Source organism: Flavobacterium algoris (genome assembly GCF_048158525.1).
Lineage (GTDB): Bacteria > Bacteroidota > Bacteroidia > Flavobacteriales > Flavobacteriaceae > Flavobacterium > Flavobacterium algoris.
Genome location: NZ_JBLNKT010000013.1, coordinates 31,388 through 51,000 on the forward strand (window position 1 = coordinate 31,388; position 19,613 = coordinate 51,000).

The 19,613-nt window shown below is 33.7% G+C and carries 18 protein-coding genes; 3 read left to right on the top strand and 15 right to left on the bottom strand.

Annotated features, from left to right (window positions below; translation table 11 throughout):
• Positions 1 to 116: 116 nt before the first annotated feature.
• Both ACM55I_RS08710 and ACM55I_RS08715 read right to left on the bottom strand, forming a co-directional pair.
• Complete coding sequence (locus tag ACM55I_RS08710; protein WP_416846376.1) at positions 117 to 1,244, bottom strand: lactonase family protein; 1,128 nt, start codon at positions 1,242 to 1,244, stop codon at positions 117 to 119.
• A 51-nt stretch (positions 1,245 to 1,295) separates the two neighbouring features.
• Entirely contained in the window at positions 1,296 to 2,600 is a 1,305-nt protein-coding gene (locus ACM55I_RS08715; RefSeq protein WP_416846377.1) for an NAD(P)/FAD-dependent oxidoreductase, read from the bottom strand.
• 287 nt (positions 2,601 to 2,887) lie between these two features.
• Between ACM55I_RS08715 and ACM55I_RS08720 the strand changes: the two genes are divergently transcribed.
• On the top strand, positions 2,888 to 3,391 hold the full coding sequence (locus tag ACM55I_RS08720) for an RNA polymerase sigma factor (RefSeq protein WP_416846378.1): 504 nt from the start codon (positions 2,888 to 2,890) through the stop codon (positions 3,389 to 3,391).
• The gene (locus ACM55I_RS08725; protein WP_416846379.1) at positions 3,388 to 4,020 is read left to right on the top strand and encodes a hypothetical protein; all 633 of its coding nucleotides are present in this window, start codon (positions 3,388 to 3,390) and stop codon (positions 4,018 to 4,020) included. The genes ACM55I_RS08720 and ACM55I_RS08725 overlap by 4 nt, the downstream gene beginning before the upstream one ends.
• Positions 4,021 to 4,028: 8 nt before the next feature.
• Here ACM55I_RS08725 and ACM55I_RS08730 read toward each other — a convergent pair whose 3' ends face one another.
• Positions 4,029 to 4,838 (bottom strand): lysophospholipid acyltransferase family protein, encoded by an 810-nt coding sequence (locus tag ACM55I_RS08730; protein WP_416846380.1) that lies wholly within the window; start codon positions 4,836 to 4,838, stop codon positions 4,029 to 4,031.
• A 136-nt stretch (positions 4,839 to 4,974) separates the two neighbouring features.
• Complete coding sequence (locus ACM55I_RS08735) at positions 4,975 to 5,616, bottom strand: NUDIX hydrolase (protein WP_416846381.1); 642 nt, start codon at positions 5,614 to 5,616, stop codon at positions 4,975 to 4,977.
• A 99-nt stretch (positions 5,617 to 5,715) separates the two neighbouring features.
• Between ACM55I_RS08735 and ACM55I_RS08740 the strand changes: the two genes are divergently transcribed.
• On the top strand, positions 5,716 to 6,150 hold the full coding sequence (locus ACM55I_RS08740; RefSeq protein WP_416846382.1) for a DUF4268 domain-containing protein: 435 nt from the start codon (positions 5,716 to 5,718) through the stop codon (positions 6,148 to 6,150).
• 98 nt (positions 6,151 to 6,248) lie between these two features.
• Here ACM55I_RS08740 and ACM55I_RS08745 read toward each other — a convergent pair whose 3' ends face one another.
• The 11 genes from ACM55I_RS08745 to guaA form a co-directional block, all read right to left on the bottom strand.
• Complete coding sequence (locus ACM55I_RS08745; RefSeq protein ID WP_416846383.1) at positions 6,249 to 6,659, bottom strand: hypothetical protein; 411 nt, start codon at positions 6,657 to 6,659, stop codon at positions 6,249 to 6,251.
• A 9-nt stretch (positions 6,660 to 6,668) separates the two neighbouring features.
• Positions 6,669 to 7,613, bottom strand: coding sequence for an NAD(P)H-dependent flavin oxidoreductase (locus tag ACM55I_RS08750; RefSeq protein ID WP_416846384.1), 945 nt, complete (start codon positions 7,611 to 7,613; stop codon positions 6,669 to 6,671).
• Between the two features lie 15 nt (positions 7,614 to 7,628).
• The gene (locus tag ACM55I_RS08755; protein WP_416846385.1) at positions 7,629 to 9,242 is read right to left on the bottom strand and encodes a S8 family peptidase; all 1,614 of its coding nucleotides are present in this window, start codon (positions 9,240 to 9,242) and stop codon (positions 7,629 to 7,631) included.
• A gap of 131 nt (positions 9,243 to 9,373) precedes the next feature.
• Positions 9,374 to 10,561, bottom strand: a complete 1,188-nt coding sequence (gene mnmA / locus ACM55I_RS08760) for a tRNA 2-thiouridine(34) synthase MnmA (protein WP_416846386.1) — start codon at positions 10,559 to 10,561, stop codon at positions 9,374 to 9,376.
• A gap of 77 nt (positions 10,562 to 10,638) precedes the next feature.
• Positions 10,639 to 11,349, bottom strand: coding sequence for a toxin-antitoxin system YwqK family antitoxin (locus ACM55I_RS08765; protein WP_416846387.1), 711 nt, complete (start codon positions 11,347 to 11,349; stop codon positions 10,639 to 10,641).
• Between the two features lie 91 nt (positions 11,350 to 11,440).
• The gene (yidC, locus tag ACM55I_RS08770; RefSeq protein WP_416846388.1) at positions 11,441 to 13,345 is read right to left on the bottom strand and encodes a membrane protein insertase YidC; all 1,905 of its coding nucleotides are present in this window, start codon (positions 13,343 to 13,345) and stop codon (positions 11,441 to 11,443) included.
• A gap of 65 nt (positions 13,346 to 13,410) precedes the next feature.
• Complete coding sequence (locus ACM55I_RS08775) at positions 13,411 to 15,024, bottom strand: CTP synthase (RefSeq protein WP_416846389.1); 1,614 nt, start codon at positions 15,022 to 15,024, stop codon at positions 13,411 to 13,413.
• A gap of 161 nt (positions 15,025 to 15,185) precedes the next feature.
• Positions 15,186 to 15,416, bottom strand: coding sequence for a DUF3820 family protein (locus ACM55I_RS08780; protein ID WP_132112187.1), 231 nt, complete (start codon positions 15,414 to 15,416; stop codon positions 15,186 to 15,188).
• A gap of 86 nt (positions 15,417 to 15,502) precedes the next feature.
• Positions 15,503 to 15,904, bottom strand: a complete 402-nt coding sequence (locus ACM55I_RS08785) for an OsmC family protein (RefSeq protein ID WP_416846390.1) — start codon at positions 15,902 to 15,904, stop codon at positions 15,503 to 15,505.
• 54 nt (positions 15,905 to 15,958) lie between these two features.
• Positions 15,959 to 17,917 (bottom strand): amino acid ABC transporter substrate-binding protein, encoded by a 1,959-nt coding sequence (locus ACM55I_RS08790; RefSeq protein WP_416846391.1) that lies wholly within the window; start codon positions 17,915 to 17,917, stop codon positions 15,959 to 15,961.
• A gap of 127 nt (positions 17,918 to 18,044) precedes the next feature.
• Positions 18,045 to 19,574 (bottom strand): glutamine-hydrolyzing GMP synthase, encoded by a 1,530-nt coding sequence (gene guaA, locus ACM55I_RS08795; RefSeq protein WP_416846392.1) that lies wholly within the window; start codon positions 19,572 to 19,574, stop codon positions 18,045 to 18,047.
• Positions 19,575 to 19,613: the final 39 nt, after the last annotated feature.

Consider the following 19,613-nt stretch of genomic DNA (forward strand, 5'->3'; position numbering starts at 1 on the left):
AAATTGACATCGTAAATATTCTTGCTTTCAAAATACTATTAAAGCAGATAAAACTGAAGCTACTCATTTAAAGATAAAGGCTTGTATTAAGTATTCTTGACTTGTTGCTATGCTTACTATAAATATTGCTTAATTTGTACACAAGAAGCATTTTCTACTTTTATTTCAGTTCCCGATTTTTTTAACAAACCCGTAACTGAATTACGTTTAAAAACTATTACATTACCACTTGTTTGATTGGCTACTATTAAGAACTTACCTGTGGAGTCAATAGTAAATATTCGTGGTGTTTTTCCAAAAGTAGCTTGATAGCCCACTGTTTTTAATGTACCATTACTTTCTATAGAAAATATGGCAATATTATTTTCTTCCCCACGATTCGAAGCATAAAGAAAACGTCCATCAGGTGAAATGTGAATATCCCCACTGTTAAAATCGTCTTTGAATGCATCAGTATGGGCATTAATTCTTTGAATCGAATCTAATTTACCAGTCACATATTTATAAACACTTATTGTCCCTGTAAGTTCCTCAACACAATACGCAAATTTCCCATTTGGATGAAATGTAAAATGTCTTGGTCCACTTCCTAATGTGGCTGACGTAAAAGGATATTGATTTTCTGAAAGTGGTTGCTTTTTAGCAGCATCAAATCGATAACTCCTAATTTTATCGGCACCTAAATCAGGCAAAAATACAAAATCATAATCTGGAGAAAATACCGCCGAATGAACATGGGAACGCTCTTGTCTTTCTTTGTTGATACTGCCTTCTGAATAGGAAAAATTTTGAACAATTGGATTTATTTTACCCCCTGCAGTTATTGGATAAACTGAAACACTTCCCTGAGTATAATTCGCATTTATAAGCCATTTTCCACTTTTATGTACCGAAAGATACACTGGATTTTCACCACCACTTTTTTGGCTGTTAATAAATGTTAGCGTCTTATTTTGAGGTTTAAATTCAAAACTACTGACACTTCCTGCATTTGGTGTTTTTGTTTCTGTACACGCAAAAATATATTTTCCATTTGGAGATACCGTTAAATAGGAAGGGTTTAGTATATTTTTGACAGATGTAATTTTCTTTAAATCACCTGTCAAAGTATCCAATTGAAATACATATATTCCTTCTTTATTTTTATCCGAATTATAAGAGCCAACAAATACATAACTATTCTGCGAATAGAAATTAAAACTAATAAAGAAAGTAAATAAGAAAATTGCAATAGTTTTAGTCATTTTTAATTTGATATATTAAGAATTTAGAATTAACTCAAAAACCGAATTTATTTATACTTCATCACTCGTAAATGTCGTGAAGCTTTTCTTTTTATATGGTCGAATAATCAATCGTCCTTCTCGGTCAAAACGAATGTAGTTGTACACCCAATTCAAGAAAACTACCGCTTTGTTTTTGAATCCAATTAAGGAGAATAAATGCACAAACATCCAGACAAACCAAGCAAAAACCCCGCTGAAATGGTATTTTGGCAAATCGACAACGGCTTTATTTCTTCCTATGGTTGCCATTGCACCTTTGTCATTGTATTCAAAAGCTTCCATGGGTTGTTTTCTAATTAATTTAATTATGTTTTCTCCCAACAGTTTTCCCTGTTGCATAGCGGGTTGTGCCATCATAGGATGTCCTTGCGGATACGCTTCGGTTTCCATTGATGCAATATCACCTATGGCAAAAATAGTGTCATAACCTACTACTTGGTTGAATTCGTTTACTCGAATGCGTTCTACTTTTTCAACAAGCGAATCACCATCTAGCCCAGCCACAACAGCTCCTTGTACGCCAGCCGTCCATATTACAGTAGCAGTTTCAAAAGTCAAATCAGAATTAGTAATTATGGTACGGCCATCATAATTGGTAACACGCACGTTTTTCCAGATTTTGACCCCCAAACTTGTGAGAAATTTTTCGGCGGCTTGTGAGGAATCTTCACTCATGGTATTTAGAATTCTGTCGCCACTTTGTATCAGATTAATCTCCATTTTGGCTATATCAAGATCGGGATAATCTTTTTGCAAGATGGCTTTTTTCATTTCGGCCAAAGCTCCTGCCAGTTCTACTCCTGTTGGACCGCCACCCACGAGTACAAAATTAATCAGGCTATTTCGTTCGGCACTATCGGTGGTTAAAACTGCTTGTTCGAAATTTTCGAGGATAAGACTGCGAATATTGAGCGATTGCGGTATGGTTTTCATGGACATACTATTGCGCTCTATTTCTTTGTTACCAAAATAATTGGTTTTGGAACCCGTCGCTATAACGAGATAATCATAACTGAGTTCCCCGATTTCAGCAATTACTTTTTGGTTTTTAGTATCAATTTCTGTTACCGTAGTCAATCTGAAATAGACATCATCGTATTCCTGAATTACTTTCCGGATAGGATACGCGATGGAACCCGCTTCGAGTCCGCCAGTGGCCACTTGGTACAACAAGGGTTGAAAAGTATGGTAGTTGTGTTTGTCTAAAAGTACCACTTGGACGTCTTTATTTTTTAGTTTTCTGGCCAGCGCAAGTCCTGCAAAGCCTCCACCGATGATGACTATTCTGGGTAAAGCTGAAGTAGGGATGTTCATGTTTAAAAAGTTCTGAAAGGTTGATACTCAAAGATACAATGTTTTACAAGCTTGAATTCTATCAATTATTATCAAAATTTTTGTTTTTTGGAAAAAGTTCTTAAGAAATCTAAACGTGTAATTAGCCCCGATGGCAATGAAAATCCTTTCTAGTACTGACTTTTTCAGGACTAGAAAGATTGTAATGTACAGCGGGACGAATGCTTATTGTAAATTGAAAAGTTTGTGCTACCAGAAAAAATGTGCTACTTTGTAACAAAATCTATTTTTGGATTACTAACGTATATATGAGTGATAATCTAGAGCATTCTTTTGTAAAGCAATTGCAGGCAAATCAGAATATAATCCACAAAATTTGTAGGTTGTATACTAATGGCGATGATGCACACAAGGATTTGTTTCAGGAAATCACGATTCAGTTATGGAAAGCTTTTCCAAAATTCAGAGGCGACAGCAAATTTTCTACTTGGGCATATCGAGTCGCTTTGAATACAGCCATTACTTTGTATCGAAAGACAAAACGATCGATAAGCACCATTGAATTTGAGGGAAGACAGCATTTTACTCATGATATTGAGTATAATTATGAGGAAGAAGAACAGATAAAACTCATGTATAAAGCGGTATATCAATTGAATGATATTGAAAAAGCACTGGTTTTTATGTATCTGGAAGATAAAGATTATACTGAAATAGCGGAAACATTAGGAATTAGTGAAGTAAATGCAAGGGTAAAAATGAACAGAATAAAAGGGAAATTAAAAAAAATATTAAATCCATTAGGGATATGAAAGAGCTGGATTTATTAAAAAAAGATTGGCAGAAGAATGACAGTTCTTTTACGCCTGTTTCAGAAATTGAGATTTACAAAATGATTCATAAAAAATCATCTTCGATAGTGAGATGGATTTTGATTATCAGTATTTTGGAAATTTTACTATGGACATCGATTAGCTTATTTTTTAATTCGGATGATTATTTAAAAAAGATCAAACACGATGAGCTAATAAAATATTTTGAAGCATTAACCATTTTTAATTATGGCGTGATATTGGTTTTTATTTATTTATTTTATAAAAACTACATCCTGATTTCGACAACTGTTTCTACCAAACAATTGATGAAAGACATCCTAAAAACTAGAAAAACAGTCCAATGTTATGTTTGGTATAATCTTGGAATGATTGTTTTTAGCTTAATTATAGGTTTTGTAATTGCTTTTACTTACAATCCTGATGTGGCAATTTTAAGAGACAAAATTGCCAATGACGGAAAAATCATGGCTATAACAATAGGCATTCTCCTTCTGACAATTGCTGTATTTTTTGGATTATTCTGGTTGTTTTACAGGTTATTGTATGGAATCTTATTGAGAAGATTGTATGCTAATTACAAGGAATTGAAAAAGATAGACCTTTAAGTCCAAAGTTAATATTCCCATTGTCTTAAACGGTTCAATTCTTCCTGCGCTTTTAATTCTTCAGCTGGGATTACTTTTAAAAACGAAGGGTGTTGTTCTATAGCATATTCTACTTTTTCGACAATTTCATCGATTGTATCATTATCGTAATCAATATCTAACGGTTCTTTGATGATAAACGACTGTAGGATTCCTTTCTTTTTCATGCGCAATCCCTTTTTATCAAACGAACGACGAAAACCATCAATTACGATTGGGACAACTATAGGTCTGTGTTGTTTGATGATATGAGCCGTTCCTTTACGGACGGGTTTGAACGATTTTGTAGTTCCTTGCGGAAAAGTGATTACCCAGCCGTCTTTTAACGCTATTTTGATGTTTTCGGCATCATCTGGATTTACATCTTTCTTTTCCTGAACATCGACTCCTTTAGCTCGCCAGGTTCTCTCTACCGAAATTGCTCCCGCATACGCCATAATTCTTGGCAGTAAACCGGCTTGCATCGTTTCTTTGGCGGCTACATAATAAATATTCATTTTAGGCTGCCATAAGTAACATACATTTTTAATAGTATCTTCCCGACCGCTTAAACTTGCATTAAAGACATGAAACATCGCTACGACATCAGCAAAATAGGTTTGATGATTCGATATGAAAAGGACATTGGTATCCGGTAAATTCCTGATAATTTCAGAACCTTCAATTTGTAATTCATTAAATCCTCTATAACGTCTATGCGTAATACCCCCGAAGATTCGGATTAACCATTTTTTTATAAATAATATATGTCCAAAAGGATTTCTCTTAAACAATCCCATAAAATTGTGTATTTTTTTGTGAATTTTGATTACAAACGTACGAAAATTATATTTGTCGCTAGCAGTAGTTTTTATGTGAACTAAATTAAAAATAATTCAATTAAATTGACTTTTTTTTAACTTCTAAAAAAGATTCCTAACCTAGAACTTCTTTCAAGACCTCCTTTAACTCACTCATCATCATTGCGGTAGCACCCCAAACAACATGTTCCTCTATTTTGAAAGCCGGAACAGTAATTTTACCGGCATAGGAAGTAACCATTTCAGCACTGATAATTATTTCATCACTCAAAAAAACGGATAACGGTAATTCGATAATAGCTGCCACTTCATTGGGGTCAGGAATAAAACAAATCTCCTCTCTGCTAATCCCTAAAAAAGGGTGCACCATAAAATTGCTTGGTGGAATATACATTTGTGTAAAAGGCTTGATAATTTCAATATCCCTAGGCAAAACGCCTATTTCCTCATGAGTTTCCCGTAAAGCAGTATTTGCAAAAACTTCATCTTCGGTTTCAAACTTACCGCCAGGGAATGCGATTTGGGAAGAATGAACTCCTTCATAGGAATTCCGAACAATAAGTACCAAGTGTGTCTTTCCATTTTTAGGATAAAACAACATCATCACAGCGGCTTTTCTAGTTTTTTTATCATCAAAAACACCACTTTTCAAAGCATCAATTCTTTCTAATGGCGCCATTTTCAGATGTGCTTCAGCTGCAGGAAGTTTTACTTCTACTAAATTAGGAACATATTTTAAAAAATCTTGAAAATCCATAATCAAAGTCTATTTTTGCATCTCAAAAAAGATCTTATAAATATAGTTTAGAAAATAATGCTTCGCAAATTTTCTAAAATCAAATTCAAATAAATAAAAATGTACAGCAAAGAAGAAACTCAAAAATTAAAACGAGAATTCTGGGTCACATTCGCAGAAAAATACCCCCGTAAATGGGTATTATACGACACTAAAATTAAGGATTTCTCTTTCAAATTCTATGTAGACAATAAAAAAGCCCAAGTTTTAATAGATATTGAGCATCGCAACGATGAAAAACGAATTGCCTATTTTGAAAAAATAGAAGCATTAAAAAACATTCTGGAAGACGAATTCATTAAAGATTTGGTTTTCGAAAAAGACTATACGCTAGAAAACGGTAAAACCATCAGTCGCATTTGGGTTGAAAAACTAGGAGTTGGCGTAAGCAATCGCAACTATTGGGATGAAATATTTGACTTCTATAATGAGAAAATGAATGCTCTGGAATTATTCTATATGGAGTATGATGAATTCATTAAAGATATAGAATAATTTTACTGGTTTTATTTTTACTACAATAAAAACAGTAAAATATTAAATGAACTTAAATTACAGTTAGCTACTGTAGTAATTTTTAAGATTAAAAAGTATTACATATTGAAGATATTATAAACTACAATTCTATCGTCATAATTGATGTACAATTGCTTCCTATTATCTTGTTTTTTTCGGGTGATGATGGAGAGCGTACAATTATCTCCATTATTGTCTTTACAAGTAAATGAATAAACAATATCAGTATCATTTTCTTCAGTGGCTTGATAATCGATAATTTCAAACAGTTGAATAACTTGGGAATAAATTACAATTCTGTTTTTATTAGTGTCTAATGTGACTAAAATATTGACCAAATCCAAATCAGACCATTTCCCCCACTTTCCATTTTCCTTTTTTTCTAAAACACTAAAACCAGAAGTCTTAAACTTATAGTTTTGGCTATAAGAATATTGCAGTCCTAAGACCATAAAAAGCAATATGGCATATATTTTTGTTTTAGTCATATTTATAAATTAAAAATCAAAATTCATTACTTCTCTTATTGCAGTTTCAAAATCTGACATCATTTCTTCAACAATAACCGAAACTGGTTTTATCTCATGAATCAACCCTGCAACTTGACCTATTTCTAATTCCCCTTCAATTAAATCCCCTTCAAACATCCCACGCTTTGCTCTGGCTCTCCCTAATAAACCAATTAAATCTTCTTTTGTTGCGCATTGTTGATACAAATGCTGAACATCTTGATAAAATTTATTTTTAATTAATCGAACTGGAGCCAGTTCTTTCAATGTCAATTGCGTATCGCCTTCCTTTATATTTACTATTGTTTCCTTGAAGTTTTCATGTGCGGATGATTCCACAGAAGCAGCAAATCTGCTACCTACTTGAGCTCCATCTGCTCCCAGCACCATTACCGCAAGCATGCCACGACCAGTTGCGATACCTCCAGCAGCTATTAACGGGATCTTGATTTTTTCTTTCACCATTGGAATTAGTGTAAGCGTCGTGGTTTCTTCTCTGCCATTATGCCCTCCGGCTTCAAATCCTTCGGCAACAACAGCATCAACGCCCGCATCTTGTGCTTTTAATGCAAATACAGAACTACTGACCACATGCACTACTGTTATCCCGTTTTCTTTCAAATACGAAGTCCACGTTTTTGGATTTCCAGCCGATGTAAAAACGATTTTCACGCCTTCGTCAACAATGATTTTCATTATTTCTTCGATGTTGGGATACAACATCGGAACATTTACCCCAAAAGGTTTTGAAGTGGCTTTTTTACATTTTTGAATGTGTTCCCGTAAAACTTCAGGATACATGGAACCCGCACCTATCAACCCTAAACCTCCAGCATTACTAACTGCGCTTGCTAATTTATAACCGCTATTCCAAATCATTCCTCCCTGAATAATTGGGTATTTAATCTTGAAAAGTGCTGTGATTTTATTCATGTCGTATTGATGCCGTTAACGTTTTATTATTTTTCCGCGTTTGAAAAAAGAATTTGATTCCACTTTATACACATACATTCCTTTACTCAATGCTTTCAAAGAAATACTCGGCGATTCAATTGTAATTTCTTTGTCCAATACTTTTTGACCTGAAATAGAATAGATACTAACCATCGCGCTATCTAATCCTACCGGTAGTGAAATTGTAATAAAATCTATTGCCGGATTTGGATAGATTATAAAATCATCTTTCGAAAAAGTGTTCAACGATAATCCGTTATTCACCGCTAAATTAAAATCTGGGATTCCATAACCATATTGATTGTCGGGCGTTGTAAATCGATCTGCTGATTTTAATAGCAACTGTCTTATTTCGACATTGGTTTTACTTGGATTTGCTTGCCACAAACAAGCAACCATTCCTGCCATAATGGGGCTGGAAAAAGAAGTCCCATTTGCAACTATAATATTCCCAAATTCATCGGACAAAACATCGGATTGCCCTTGTGCCACAACATCCGGTTTTATCCTAATGTCAGATGAAGGACCAACTGAACTGAACGAAGTCAGTACTTTTGAAGAATTTACTGCCCCTACAGCAATTACAGATACTGCATCGGCTGGAACACCAATATAGGGATCAGCTGTTCCTCCTGAATTACCGGCTGACGCCAATACAATCATACCTCTGCTAAATGCAATTTCAGCCCCACGAGATATAAAGGCGGTAGTTCCGTTCATTTCACTATAAGTATGACTATACGCTGGATTATCATATTCAAAATAACCCAAAGAGGTATTTATAATATCAACGCCCAAACTATCTGCTTTTTCGGCAGCTTCAACCCAAAGCGATTCTTCAACAGGATTTTCAGAAGTATCATCTTCAGTGATAAATAAATAATAGGAAGCGTCTGGTGCTGTTCCCACTAACGAATTTTCTTTGTAACCACCCATTGTCGAAAGTACCGATGTTCCGTGTGAAACTCCAGTATAAAAATCTGGATTTCTTAATACAAAATTATAACCTCCTAAAATTTGGTTATTATCTCTTAATCTTTGAAACGGCAATGCTGTATTAACCCCCGGAAATCCAGCATCTAAAACGGCTATTATTTTCCCTGCACCAGTATAATTCTGTTGATGCAATAATTGCCCATTAAGCATCTGTATTTGATTTGCTGATGTCCCGTAAGCGTAATTAATTTTGGTTTTCTTACTTTTATTTACCTTTTTTATTTTGGATAACTTTGCAATCTTTGCTGTTTGATTGAGTAATTTATTTGCAAAATCAACTTTACTGACAAAAGGAAACGCTGTCAATGAATTTACAATTGCTTGGGTTCCCCTAACATGGATAGCATTCAACCATTTGGATTTTGCCATAAAAGTAATTCCTGCAACGGCTTTTATTTGATTGATATAAGATACGTCTATTGGAATATCTTTAGAATCCAATACTATATTTTGAATCATTCTTCTATCCAAAGCTCTTTGGGAAAGCATTTTCAAAGGCGAATCAAAATAAGGCTGAGAACTGGGTTTGGCGTTGAAATATACCCAAGCATCTTCTTGAGAAAAACCAACAGAAGTAATCAACAAAAAAAGAAATAAATAGAATTTTCTCATAGTTAACTTTATTTTTTAGGTCTGAAAATTCCAACCAAAGTTAGGATTTAATCCCCTTTATAGCTGTTTGAAGACATTCTTAATTCAGGGAAAATATATGTTTTAGACCTTTTTATAAATAAAGCACTAAACTAAGAAATTACTCCCGAACCAACTAATTCATCAGCTAAATACCAAGCAACAAATTGTCCTTCGGTTATTGCAGATTGAGGTTCTTCAAAGGATATATACATTCCATTTTCAAATTGATGTAAGGTGGCGTTTTGCAAAGGTTGTCTGTAACGAATTCTCGCCATAACTTCCATGGTTTCACCATTGGCCAAAGCCATATCTTTACGAATCCAATGGACTTCAGATTTTTCAACAAGTAATGCTTTCTTAAACAATCCAGGATGTTGACTGGTTAATCCAGTATAAATAGTATTGGTTTCCACATTAGTGGCTATAATAAATAATGGATCAGTTGTTCCACCTACATTGAGTCCTTTTCGTTGACCCGTAGTAAAATAATGAGCACCTTGGTGTTTCCCTACTTTTTTACCCATTTCAGGAGTGTATGGAATTTTTCTTGCATCGAATGCCAAATCTTCTTCAAGAGTTAAGCCTTCTTCTTTTTCAGAATTGTAAACAGAATCGTTTTTATCTATTTGAATAATAAGGCCGTCTTTAGGTTGCAATTTTTGCTGCAAAAACTCTGGCAAACGTACTTTCCCTATGAAACACAAACCTTGAGAATCTTTCTTTTCAGCAGTAATCAAATCCATTTGAGCCGCAATTTCCCGAACTTCAGGTTTGGTCAATTCGCCTATAGGGAATAATGATTTTGCCAATTGCTCTTGTGACAACTGACAAAGAAAATACGATTGATCTTTATTAGTATCGGCACCAGCTCGCAATTGATAAACTATTTCGCCGTTAACTTCGATTTCGCTTTTTTGACAGTAATGTCCTGTTGCTACATAATCGGCACCAAGACTCAAAGCGATTTTCATAAAAACATCAAATTTTATTTCGCGGTTACAAAGCACATCGGGGTTTGGAGTACGCCCTTTTTCATATTCGTTGAACATATAATCAACGATTTTCTCTTTGTATTGTTCACTTAAATCTACCGTTTGAAATGGAATTCCTAATTTTTCAGCAACGAGTAATGCATCATTACTATCTTCCAGCCATGGGCATTCGTTAGAAATAGTAACTGAATCATCATGCCAATTTTTCATAAAAAGACCTATGACTTCATACCCTTCTTGTTGCAATAAATAAGCAGCAACACTAGAATCTACACCTCCCGAAAGTCCTACAACAACACGCTTCATCTTCAAAAAATTAAAATTTTATAAGGGTGCAAAGTTACGAAAGATTTACCATAGTAGTTATGTAACAACAAACTTAATTAAAGCTTGGATTTTGTTGCATTTTCAGGAATACTCATATTCACTTCTTTGACTTTTTTTCCTTTTTCGAAAAATTGCCAAGACCCTGATTTTTTTCCATTTACAAACTGTCCTTTAGAAACCACATTCCCATCCGTATCCTTGAAAATGGCCAAACCATTGTATTCATTATTCTTAAAAATAGATTCTTCAAGTACAATTCCTTTTTCGGTGTATTTTTTATAAACGCCATCTTTCAGATTATTTTTATAACTGATTTCTTCGGCTATTTTACCGCTAGGATAAAAAACACTGCGCAAGCCTTCTAGTTTTCCATTTGTATAATTTTCAATAGTCATAATAGTTTTTGAAGCTTGATGGTAATACTTCCATTGCCCTTCAAATACTTTATTTACTACTTTTCCCTCGCTTACTTTATTCTTATCTTGATCGTAAAATATAGTATAGGCAGAATTGTCTTTAGGATTGAATTCCCTCGTAGCAATTACCGATTTTGCTTTTGTATCGTCATAAAAATTAAAAACTCCTGTTTCTTTCCCATGAACAAAAGTTCCTTCATAACGCGGTCTTTTTGATTCCTCAAAAAAACCTTTCCATAAACCATGCTTTTTTTCTTTTTCATCTAATTTATTAAAATCTGTTTGTGCGTGAAGACAAAACACATTCAAAAAAACCAAAATACATATTCCTTTTTTATAAAATGCTTTCATAATAAATACCCTTTTTATAGTAACGACTTCTGATGGCTTAAATTATCTGTAAACAAAAAAATCTCGAAATATATCGAGATTTTTTTAACTTTTATTTCTTTTTGTCTTTCGCTTTTTGAGCTTCGGCTTGTTCCATAACTTCTTGAAGTTTTTTCTGGAATTTACCTTGTTTCTTCGGCTCTTTCAATTTATTCTCTTGTATTTGAGCGTGAATTTTATCACTGTCAACAATGTAATTTTTAATGACAAACATAATTCCGATAGTAATCAAGTTCGAAATAAAGTTATACAAACTCAATCCGGCACCATAACTGTTGAAGAAAATCAACATCATAATTGGTGAGATATAAATCATATACTTCATCATTTTTGCCATATCAGGCATTCCTTCCTGTTGTGGAGCAGCCATTTGTTGATCTCCTGAAGTCATTTTCATATAGAAGAAAATCGCTATTGCAGCCAATATTGGAAACAAACTAATATGATCGCCATACATAGGAACATGAAAAGGTAATTTTACAACTTGGTCAAAAGAAGATAAATCGTCTGCCCAAAGGAAACTTTTTTGTCTTAACTCAAAAGCCGAAGGGAAAAACTGAAACGAGGCATACATAAAAGGAAGCTGAATCAAGGCTGGAATACATCCTGCCATTGGGTTCACCCCGGCTTTATTGTACAACTTCATTGTTTCCTGTTGTTTCTTCATGGGGTCTTTTTTGAATTTTTCACCCAATTCAGTAATTTCAGGTCGCAATACTTTCATTTTCGCCTGAGACAAAAATGATTTATAGGTAATAGGTGACATGGCAATTTTGATAATAATAGTAAAGATAATTATCGCAATTCCATAAGTGATGTAAGAACTTAAAAATCCAAATAATGGAATAAATACAAATTTGTTAATCCATCCAAAAATACCCCAACCTAAAGGAATAATTTTTTCTAAATTTTTATCGTAAGCTTTTAATGTTTTATAATCTGATGGTCCAAAATACCAGTTCATTTTATAAGCTACTTCACCATTAGTAAAAGCTAAAGGAACATTAGCATTAAATTGTTTGATGTATGTTGTATCCACTTTTTCATCTACAACTAATTTATGCGACTTTAATGTTGTTTTAGCAAACGGAGTATCAGTCAATAAAATAGTACTAAAAAAATGCTGTTTAAAAGCAATAAACTTAACATTTTCAGGCGTTTCTTCTTGAACATCCTTTCCAGTCCCAGAAACATTATTAAATTTATCATCACCATACTCATAATTCAATAAAGTATAACGGTCTTCATAAGCGATACTTTTTTCTGTTCTGAAAGTTTTCAAATTCCATTGTAAATCCAACGGTTTAGCAGTATTCAAAACTTTATTCAATCCTTGCGAACGAATATCAAAACCAACCATGTAATCATTAGGTTTCAATATATACTTGTATTCCAGAAACTCATTTGCACCAGCTTTCAATTTCATGGACACTATTTGATCAGCTCCAACTTTTGTTAATGTTGGTTCAAAAAATAAGTCTTTTGTATTTAAAGTACGGTTATCGCTAGTAAGCAATTGAATATTTAAATCCGAATTGTTATCTTTAATCAATTCAACTAATTGACCTGAGCCTTTTTTAAATTTTTCGAAATTTTTCAAAGTAGCTTCTACAATATAACCTCCTTTATTTGCGATTTTTAATTTTACAAATTCATTTTCAACTGTAGTAAAACTTTCTTTTGCAGAAGGAAGTGACGCTGAATAAGCAAAATTTCCCAAAGTTTTTTGCAATTGTGCCATTTGAGTTGAATCGCCAGGTACAATAGCTGCTGCAGTAGCAACTGTTTTAGTTGCAGCTGCTTTTGCTAAAGCTTCCTTAACCACTAACTCTTTTTTAGCTTTATCAGCAGCAATAGTTGCTTCCGAAGGTTTATTTTGAAACATGATCCAAAACAAAATACCAACTATCAATATAAAACCTATAATCGAATTAAGGTCTAATTTTTTTTCTTCCATTATTTTATTTAAAAAAGTTTACTGTATAAGTATAAAGTTTGATGAATTGTTTCAAAAAACAAAAATTATTTTTTCTTTGCTTGAACTGCTGCTGCCACAAAATTCACAAAAATAGGGTGTGGATTTGCCACGGTACTTTTGTATTCTGGATGGTATTGAACCCCAATAAAAAATGGGTGATCCTCCAACTCTATAATCTCAACCAAACCTGTATCCGGATTTACTCCCGAAGCAATCAAACCTGCATTTTGCAATTGTGCAACATAGTTACTGTTGTACTCATAACGATGACGGTGACGCTCAGAAATAGTTTCTTTTCCGTAGATTTTATATGCCAATGAATCTTGTTTTAAATCACATTTCCATGCTCCAAGACGCATTGTTCCTCCTTTATCGGTAATCGTTTTTTGCTCTTCCATCAAGTTGACAACAGGATGTGAAGTTTGATCATTCATTTCAGTCGAATTAGCATCAGGATAACCTACAATATTTCTTGCATATTCGATAATTGCCATTTGCATACCCAAACAAATTCCGAAAAATGGAACTTTATTTTCTCTTGCATAACGAACTGCTTCTATTTTCCCTTCAATTCCTCTTTCTCCAAAACCTGGAGCTACAAGAATTGCATCTAAACCTGATAATTTTTCTTCAATATTTGTTGCATCAATATGCTCAGAGTGAATAGAAATCACGTTAACTTTGGTTTCATTTGCAGCACCTGCATGAATAAAAGCTTCCAAAATAGATTTGTAACAATCTTGCATTTCTACATATTTCCCAATCAAACCGATATTTACGACATGCTTAGGATGTTTTAATCTGCGTAAAAAAGTATTCCAGTTTTTTAAATCCGGAGCTGCTTTTTTAGGCAAATCCAGTTTCTTTAAAGCAACTATATCAAGACCTTCTTCTAGCATTAAATTAGGCACTTCATAAATCGTTGAAGCATCAATAGATTGTATAACGGCCTCTCTTTTTACATTACAAAACAAAGCTAATTTATTGCGAATTTCATCAGAAATTTCATGCTCTGTTCTACAAACTAAAATATCAGCTTTGATACCACTCTCCATCAATGTTTTAACAGAATGCTGCGTTGGTTTTGTTTTTAATTCTCCGGCTGCAGCCAAATAAGGAACTAAAGTCAAATGAATTACTAAACCGTTATGCTCTCCTAATTCCCATACTAATTGACGAACCGATTCTATGTAAGGTAAAGATTCAATATCCCCTACTGTTCCACCAATCTCAGTAATAACAATGTCAAAATCACCTGACTTACCTAGCAATTGCATTCTATCCTTAATTTCATTGGTAATATGAGGTACAACTTGTACTGTTTTACCAAGAAATTCTCCTCTTCTTTCTTTTTCAATAACCGAAAGATAAATTCTTCCTGTAGTAACATTGTTCGCTTGAGAGGTAGGAACATTCAAGAAACGCTCATAATGTCCTAAATCTAAATCAGTTTCCGCACCATCATCAGTCACATAACATTCTCCATGCTCGTATGGATTTAAAGTACCTGGATCGACATTAATATAAGGGTCAAACTTTTGGATGGTTGTACGATATCCCCTAGCTTGTAACAATTTTGCCAAAGATGCCGCAATAATTCCTTTTCCTAAAGAAGAAGTCACACCGCCTGTAACAAAAATATATTTCGTTTGATTCATTCTGTTGTTGTTTGTATTGTAGTTATGTAAAAAACTTGGCAAAAGTACAAATTTAATTGGACTATTAGAATTTTAGACTGTTAGATTTTCAGACTCTTTTTAGGTTAAAAAAAAGTAAAATCTAATTCTCTAAAAATCTAAGGAGTCTAAGAAAGCCTATCCTATGGTTTTGGATAGCGTTTTTTTATATTTCGAATTAACTCTTCCAATCCGTTCAATTTTAATTCGTAAATCAATTTCAATTGTTCCCCTAATTCTCCTTTTGGAAATCCTTTATTACTGTACCAAACCACATAATATTCAGGCAAATCGATAAGAAATTTACCTTCATATTTACCAAAAGGCATTTTGGTATGCGCCAGTTTAATCAGTTGTTGTTGGTTTTTATCCATTTTTTTAATAAAAAAGAAGCAAGAGACAAAAAATCAAGATGTATTAATCCTTCTTGATTTTTTGTCTCTTGCTTCTCGACTCTATTTTATTTCCAGTTGAAAGTAATTCTTTTTTCGATTTCGGTATTTAAACTCAAGAAAACAGGACAGGTCATGGCAGTTCGCTCCAGAATCGTTTTATTCTTTTGGTCGTCAATCCCTGACATATCAAAAGCAATTTCTATTGTTCCTATTCGTCTTGGCTCTGCATTCATAATTTTCGTTACTTCAGCAGTAGATCCTTTCAAATCTAGATTCATATCGCGGGCTTTTATTCCCATTACAGTCATCATACAACTTGCCAAAGCATTCGCAACCGTATCAGTTGGTGAGAAAGCCTCGCCTTTTCCATTATTGTCTAATGGCGCATCTGATATGATTTCATTTCCGGATTGCAAATGTATTGATGATGTTCTTAAATCGCCTAAGTACGTTACTTTTGATGTCATAATTTTATTATTATTTTATTCTACAGCCACTGAACACTGATTACTCAACACTTTTTAATTAGCTTCTTTTATTGTTAAATCGGTGTCATAATATAAGATGTAAACACCTTTATTAGTATATCCACCATTTTCTTTTTTATAGTATTCAAATTTATTATCTACCTGTTCAGTAGCGATAGTATCTACCGTTTCCTGATACGTTTTATCTTGTGACAAACGCATCATTGTATCGAATGTAATATCAAAACCACGAGTTGCGAAAGCGCTAGGGAAAATTTTATTTTTCTTTTTATATTCTTTTTCAAAAATTAAAGCTTCTGGAGATTCATTTTCACGGGTTACTGAAGGATACATTAATTTCAATTTTGTCAAATTCACAAAATTAATTTCATCGGTATCAAGTGTTTCATTAGGTTCTAAAATAACCAACTGTACTTTATACGTTGCCATAGCACTCAACATAGTAGCCATTGTTGATTTAATCATTCCTGTATTTCCGGTTTCCATTACCACATAGTTCATTTTGTCTTTCACAAATAAACTTTTCAAATTTTCTGGAGCTAAAGCCCCGTTTGCAGCAAGGGCTGAAAATTTTACATCTTTATGATTCTCTTTTATAAATTGAATCATTGATTCCTTTTTCTTATCGACTACTGCTATAATATTACCGCCTTTTGCTCTCATATAATCAAACATAGCATTTTTAACTGCGGTAGCCGTTGGAATGGTTTGGTACAAATTACTGAATGAGTTTCCAATATCTTTTGATAAAGGAGAAATCACAGGAACTTGATTCAGAGTCAATAATTCAGCTGTTTTCTCGACGTTAGTCAGATAGAAAGGTCCAACAACGGCATCTGAATTTTCTAGATTATTTTCTTTAATTATAGAAGCGACATTAGACGTATTTTTAGTTTCTTGCGAATCATAAATCTTAACATCGATAGAAAGTCCTTTTTGTTTTGCAGAATCAATCGCCATCAACGCTCCCGAATAAAAATCTAAAGTCATGTTCAAAAACTTGTCTTTTTTAAGACGCATTGCAGTGGTATTGATAGTGTCACCTTCAATATTTGGCATATTAAACGGCAAAAGCAATACTAACTTTTTTCTGTTGTTACTTTTCTTTGATAATCCAGCGTATTCTTTTTTAGTTTCCTGCGGAATAGCAATCGTTCCCGGGACCTTCAAAATCATTCCTTCCACGACACCTTGAGACAAAGCAGGGTTTAGAGTGATTAATTCTTCCTGAGTCATCCCAAACATCTTTGACAAACTATAAAGTGTTTCTTTCGGCTTCACTTCATAATTTAAATAATTAATAGCTGCCGCAACCTTTACAGGATTCGGTTTTGCAATTTCCTTTTTGGATTCAACAACTGGAATAGTTTTCTCTACTTTTGGCCCCGAAGTTCCGGGATTACCCTTGATAATTAATTTATAACCAATAGGTAAATTAGAAACAATTTCAGGATTTTTTTTCTCTAATTCTTGAATGGTAATTCCATATTGTTTAGAGATAGAATATTTAGTTTCCTTTGGAAGTACCTCGTGATAAACCACTTTTTCTTGAATTACAGTAGCGGTAGCTGTCTTCGGGCTGTTTTTAGAGGGAATAACAAGGATTTGTCCAATTTTTAATCCCTCTTTTTCAAGACTTGGATTAGCTTTCTTCAAATCTTCATCTGAAACACCGTATTTTTTTTCAATCCCGTACAGCGTTTCTTTCGGTGCTACTTCATGAGTAGTAGTATTCACTATTGGCTTAGATTGCACAATAGTTTTTTGTTTCACTCCACTTTTTGGAATTAACAAAACACTATTAGGCTTTAATCCGCTTTGTGCATCCGGGTTTAATTGATAAATATCATACGGAGTAACATTATATTTTATTGCAATCTGACTTATCGTTTCTCCTTTCTCCACTTTATGGGTACTATTTTTTTCTTGCGAAAAAACATTGTAGTTAAAAAACAAAGCACTAATACAAATTGCAAAAAAATATTTCATCATTTTTATTTATAAAATTATTCAATCATTAATAACGGAACGGTATCAAATTTTGTTCCAAAACTTGATACCGTTTATATAAAGAACATTAAAAACAATGATGTTCAAAGAAGAAATTAGCAGGGATATATTATTCCCACTCAATAGTTGCTGGCGGTTTTGAACTAATATCATACACCACCCTATTTACTCCTTTTACTTTATTAATAATATCATTAGATATTTTCATTAAGAAATCATAAGGTAAATGTACCCAATCAGCAGTCATACCATCCGTAGATTCAACGGCACGTAATGCAATTACTTTTTCATAGGTACGCTCATCACCCATTACCCCTACACTATTTACAGGAAGTAAAATAGCTCCGGCTTGCCAAACTTTGTCGTATAATCCCCAAGATTTCAATCCTTCGATAAAAACAAAATCTACTTCTTGCAAGATTCTAACTTTCTCTGGTGTGATATCGCCTAAAATTCTTATGGATAATCCTGGTCCTGGGAAAGGATGTCTTCCTAACAATTCTGGGTCAATCCCTAATGAAGCCCCTACTCTACGCACTTCATCTTTGAAAAGCATGCGAAGCGGCTCCACAATTTTTAATTTCATGTAATCCGGTAAACCACCTACATTATGGTGTGATTTAATAGTAGCCGAAGGTCCTTTTACTGAAACTGATTCAATAACATCAGGATAAATTGTTCCTTGCGCCAACCATTTTACATCTTCTATAAGGTGTGATTCATCATCAAAAACTTCGATAAATACACGTCCAATAATTTTACGTTTGGTTTCCGGGTCACTTACACCTGCTAATTCAGATAAGAAACGATCTCCAGAATCGACTCCTTTGACGTTCAAACCCATTCCTTTGTACTGGTCTAATACATTTTGGAATTCGTTTTTGCGAAGCAAGCCATTATTTACAAAAATACAATATAAGTTTTTTCCAATAGCTTGGTGCAATAAAACTGCCGCTACCGTAGAATCTACTCCTCCTGAAAGACCAAGAACTACTTTGTCGTCTTGTAATTTCTCTTTCAACTCTGCTACCATTTCGCTGACAAAAGCCTTTGGTGTAAAGTTTTGAGGAACTTCAGCAATTTTCACTAAAAAATTTTCCAGCATTTTTGATCCATCCGTAGAGTGAAAAACCTCTGGATGGTATTGAATAGCGTATGTTGTTTCGCCTTCAATTTTATAAGCCGCAAATTCTACATCGTGAGTACTTGCCAATTTCACCCCGTTTGTTGGTAAAGCTTTAATACTATCGCTATGACTCATCCAAACCTGGCTATTTTCAGAAACTCCTTCAAAGAAAATTTCATTCTCTTTTATATAAGACAAGTTGGCTCTACCATATTCTCTAGTGTTTGAAGCAGCAACTTCACCCCCACTAAAATGGGATAAATATTGCGCACCGTAACAAACAGCCAGCATAGGAAGTTTTCCTCTAATTTGAGATAAATCAGGATGTGGCGCGTCTTCTCCTCTAACAGAAAAAGGGCTTCCTCCAAGAATTACTGCTTTATAAGATGATAAATCACTCGGAAAATGATTGTAAGGGAAGATTTCGCAGAATATATTTAATTCGCGAACTCTACGCGCAATAAGTTGAGTATATTGCGATCCGAAATCTAAAATAAGTACGTTGTGTTGCATGCGCAAAAATACTTTTTATATTTTGAATTGAAAAATTGA

Bases quoted from the DNA above. Each gene is read 5' to 3' on its own strand.
- ACM55I_RS08710 (WP_416846376.1), bottom strand. From the start codon at position 1,244: ATGACTAAAACTATTGCAATTTTCTTATTTACTTTCTTTATTAGTTTT.
- ACM55I_RS08715 (WP_416846377.1), bottom strand. From the start codon at position 2,600: ATGAACATCCCTACTTCAGCTTTACCCAGAATAGTCATCATCGGTGGA.
- ACM55I_RS08720 (WP_416846378.1), top strand. From the start codon at position 2,888: ATGAGTGATAATCTAGAGCATTCTTTTGTAAAGCAATTGCAGGCAAAT.
- ACM55I_RS08725 (WP_416846379.1), top strand. From the start codon at position 3,388: ATGAAAGAGCTGGATTTATTAAAAAAAGATTGGCAGAAGAATGACAGT.
- ACM55I_RS08730 (WP_416846380.1), bottom strand. From the start codon at position 4,838: ATGGGATTGTTTAAGAGAAATCCTTTTGGACATATATTATTTATAAAA.
- ACM55I_RS08735 (WP_416846381.1), bottom strand. From the start codon at position 5,616: ATGGATTTTCAAGATTTTTTAAAATATGTTCCTAATTTAGTAGAAGTA.
- ACM55I_RS08740 (WP_416846382.1), top strand. From the start codon at position 5,716: ATGTACAGCAAAGAAGAAACTCAAAAATTAAAACGAGAATTCTGGGTC.
- ACM55I_RS08745 (WP_416846383.1), bottom strand. From the start codon at position 6,659: ATGACTAAAACAAAAATATATGCCATATTGCTTTTTATGGTCTTAGGA.
- ACM55I_RS08750 (WP_416846384.1), bottom strand. From the start codon at position 7,613: ATGAATAAAATCACAGCACTTTTCAAGATTAAATACCCAATTATTCAG.
- ACM55I_RS08755 (WP_416846385.1), bottom strand. From the start codon at position 9,242: ATGAGAAAATTCTATTTATTTCTTTTTTTGTTGATTACTTCTGTTGGT.
- mnmA (WP_416846386.1), bottom strand. From the start codon at position 10,561: ATGAAGCGTGTTGTTGTAGGACTTTCGGGAGGTGTAGATTCTAGTGTT.
- ACM55I_RS08765 (WP_416846387.1), bottom strand. From the start codon at position 11,349: ATGAAAGCATTTTATAAAAAAGGAATATGTATTTTGGTTTTTTTGAAT.
- yidC (WP_416846388.1), bottom strand. From the start codon at position 13,345: ATGGAAGAAAAAAAATTAGACCTTAATTCGATTATAGGTTTTATATTG.
- ACM55I_RS08775 (WP_416846389.1), bottom strand. From the start codon at position 15,024: ATGAATCAAACGAAATATATTTTTGTTACAGGCGGTGTGACTTCTTCT.
- ACM55I_RS08780 (WP_132112187.1), bottom strand. From the start codon at position 15,416: ATGGATAAAAACCAACAACAACTGATTAAACTGGCGCATACCAAAATG.
- ACM55I_RS08785 (WP_416846390.1), bottom strand. From the start codon at position 15,904: ATGACATCAAAAGTAACGTACTTAGGCGATTTAAGAACATCATCAATA.
- ACM55I_RS08790 (WP_416846391.1), bottom strand. From the start codon at position 17,917: ATGATGAAATATTTTTTTGCAATTTGTATTAGTGCTTTGTTTTTTAAC.
- guaA (WP_416846392.1), bottom strand. From the start codon at position 19,574: ATGCAACACAACGTACTTATTTTAGATTTCGGATCGCAATATACTCAA.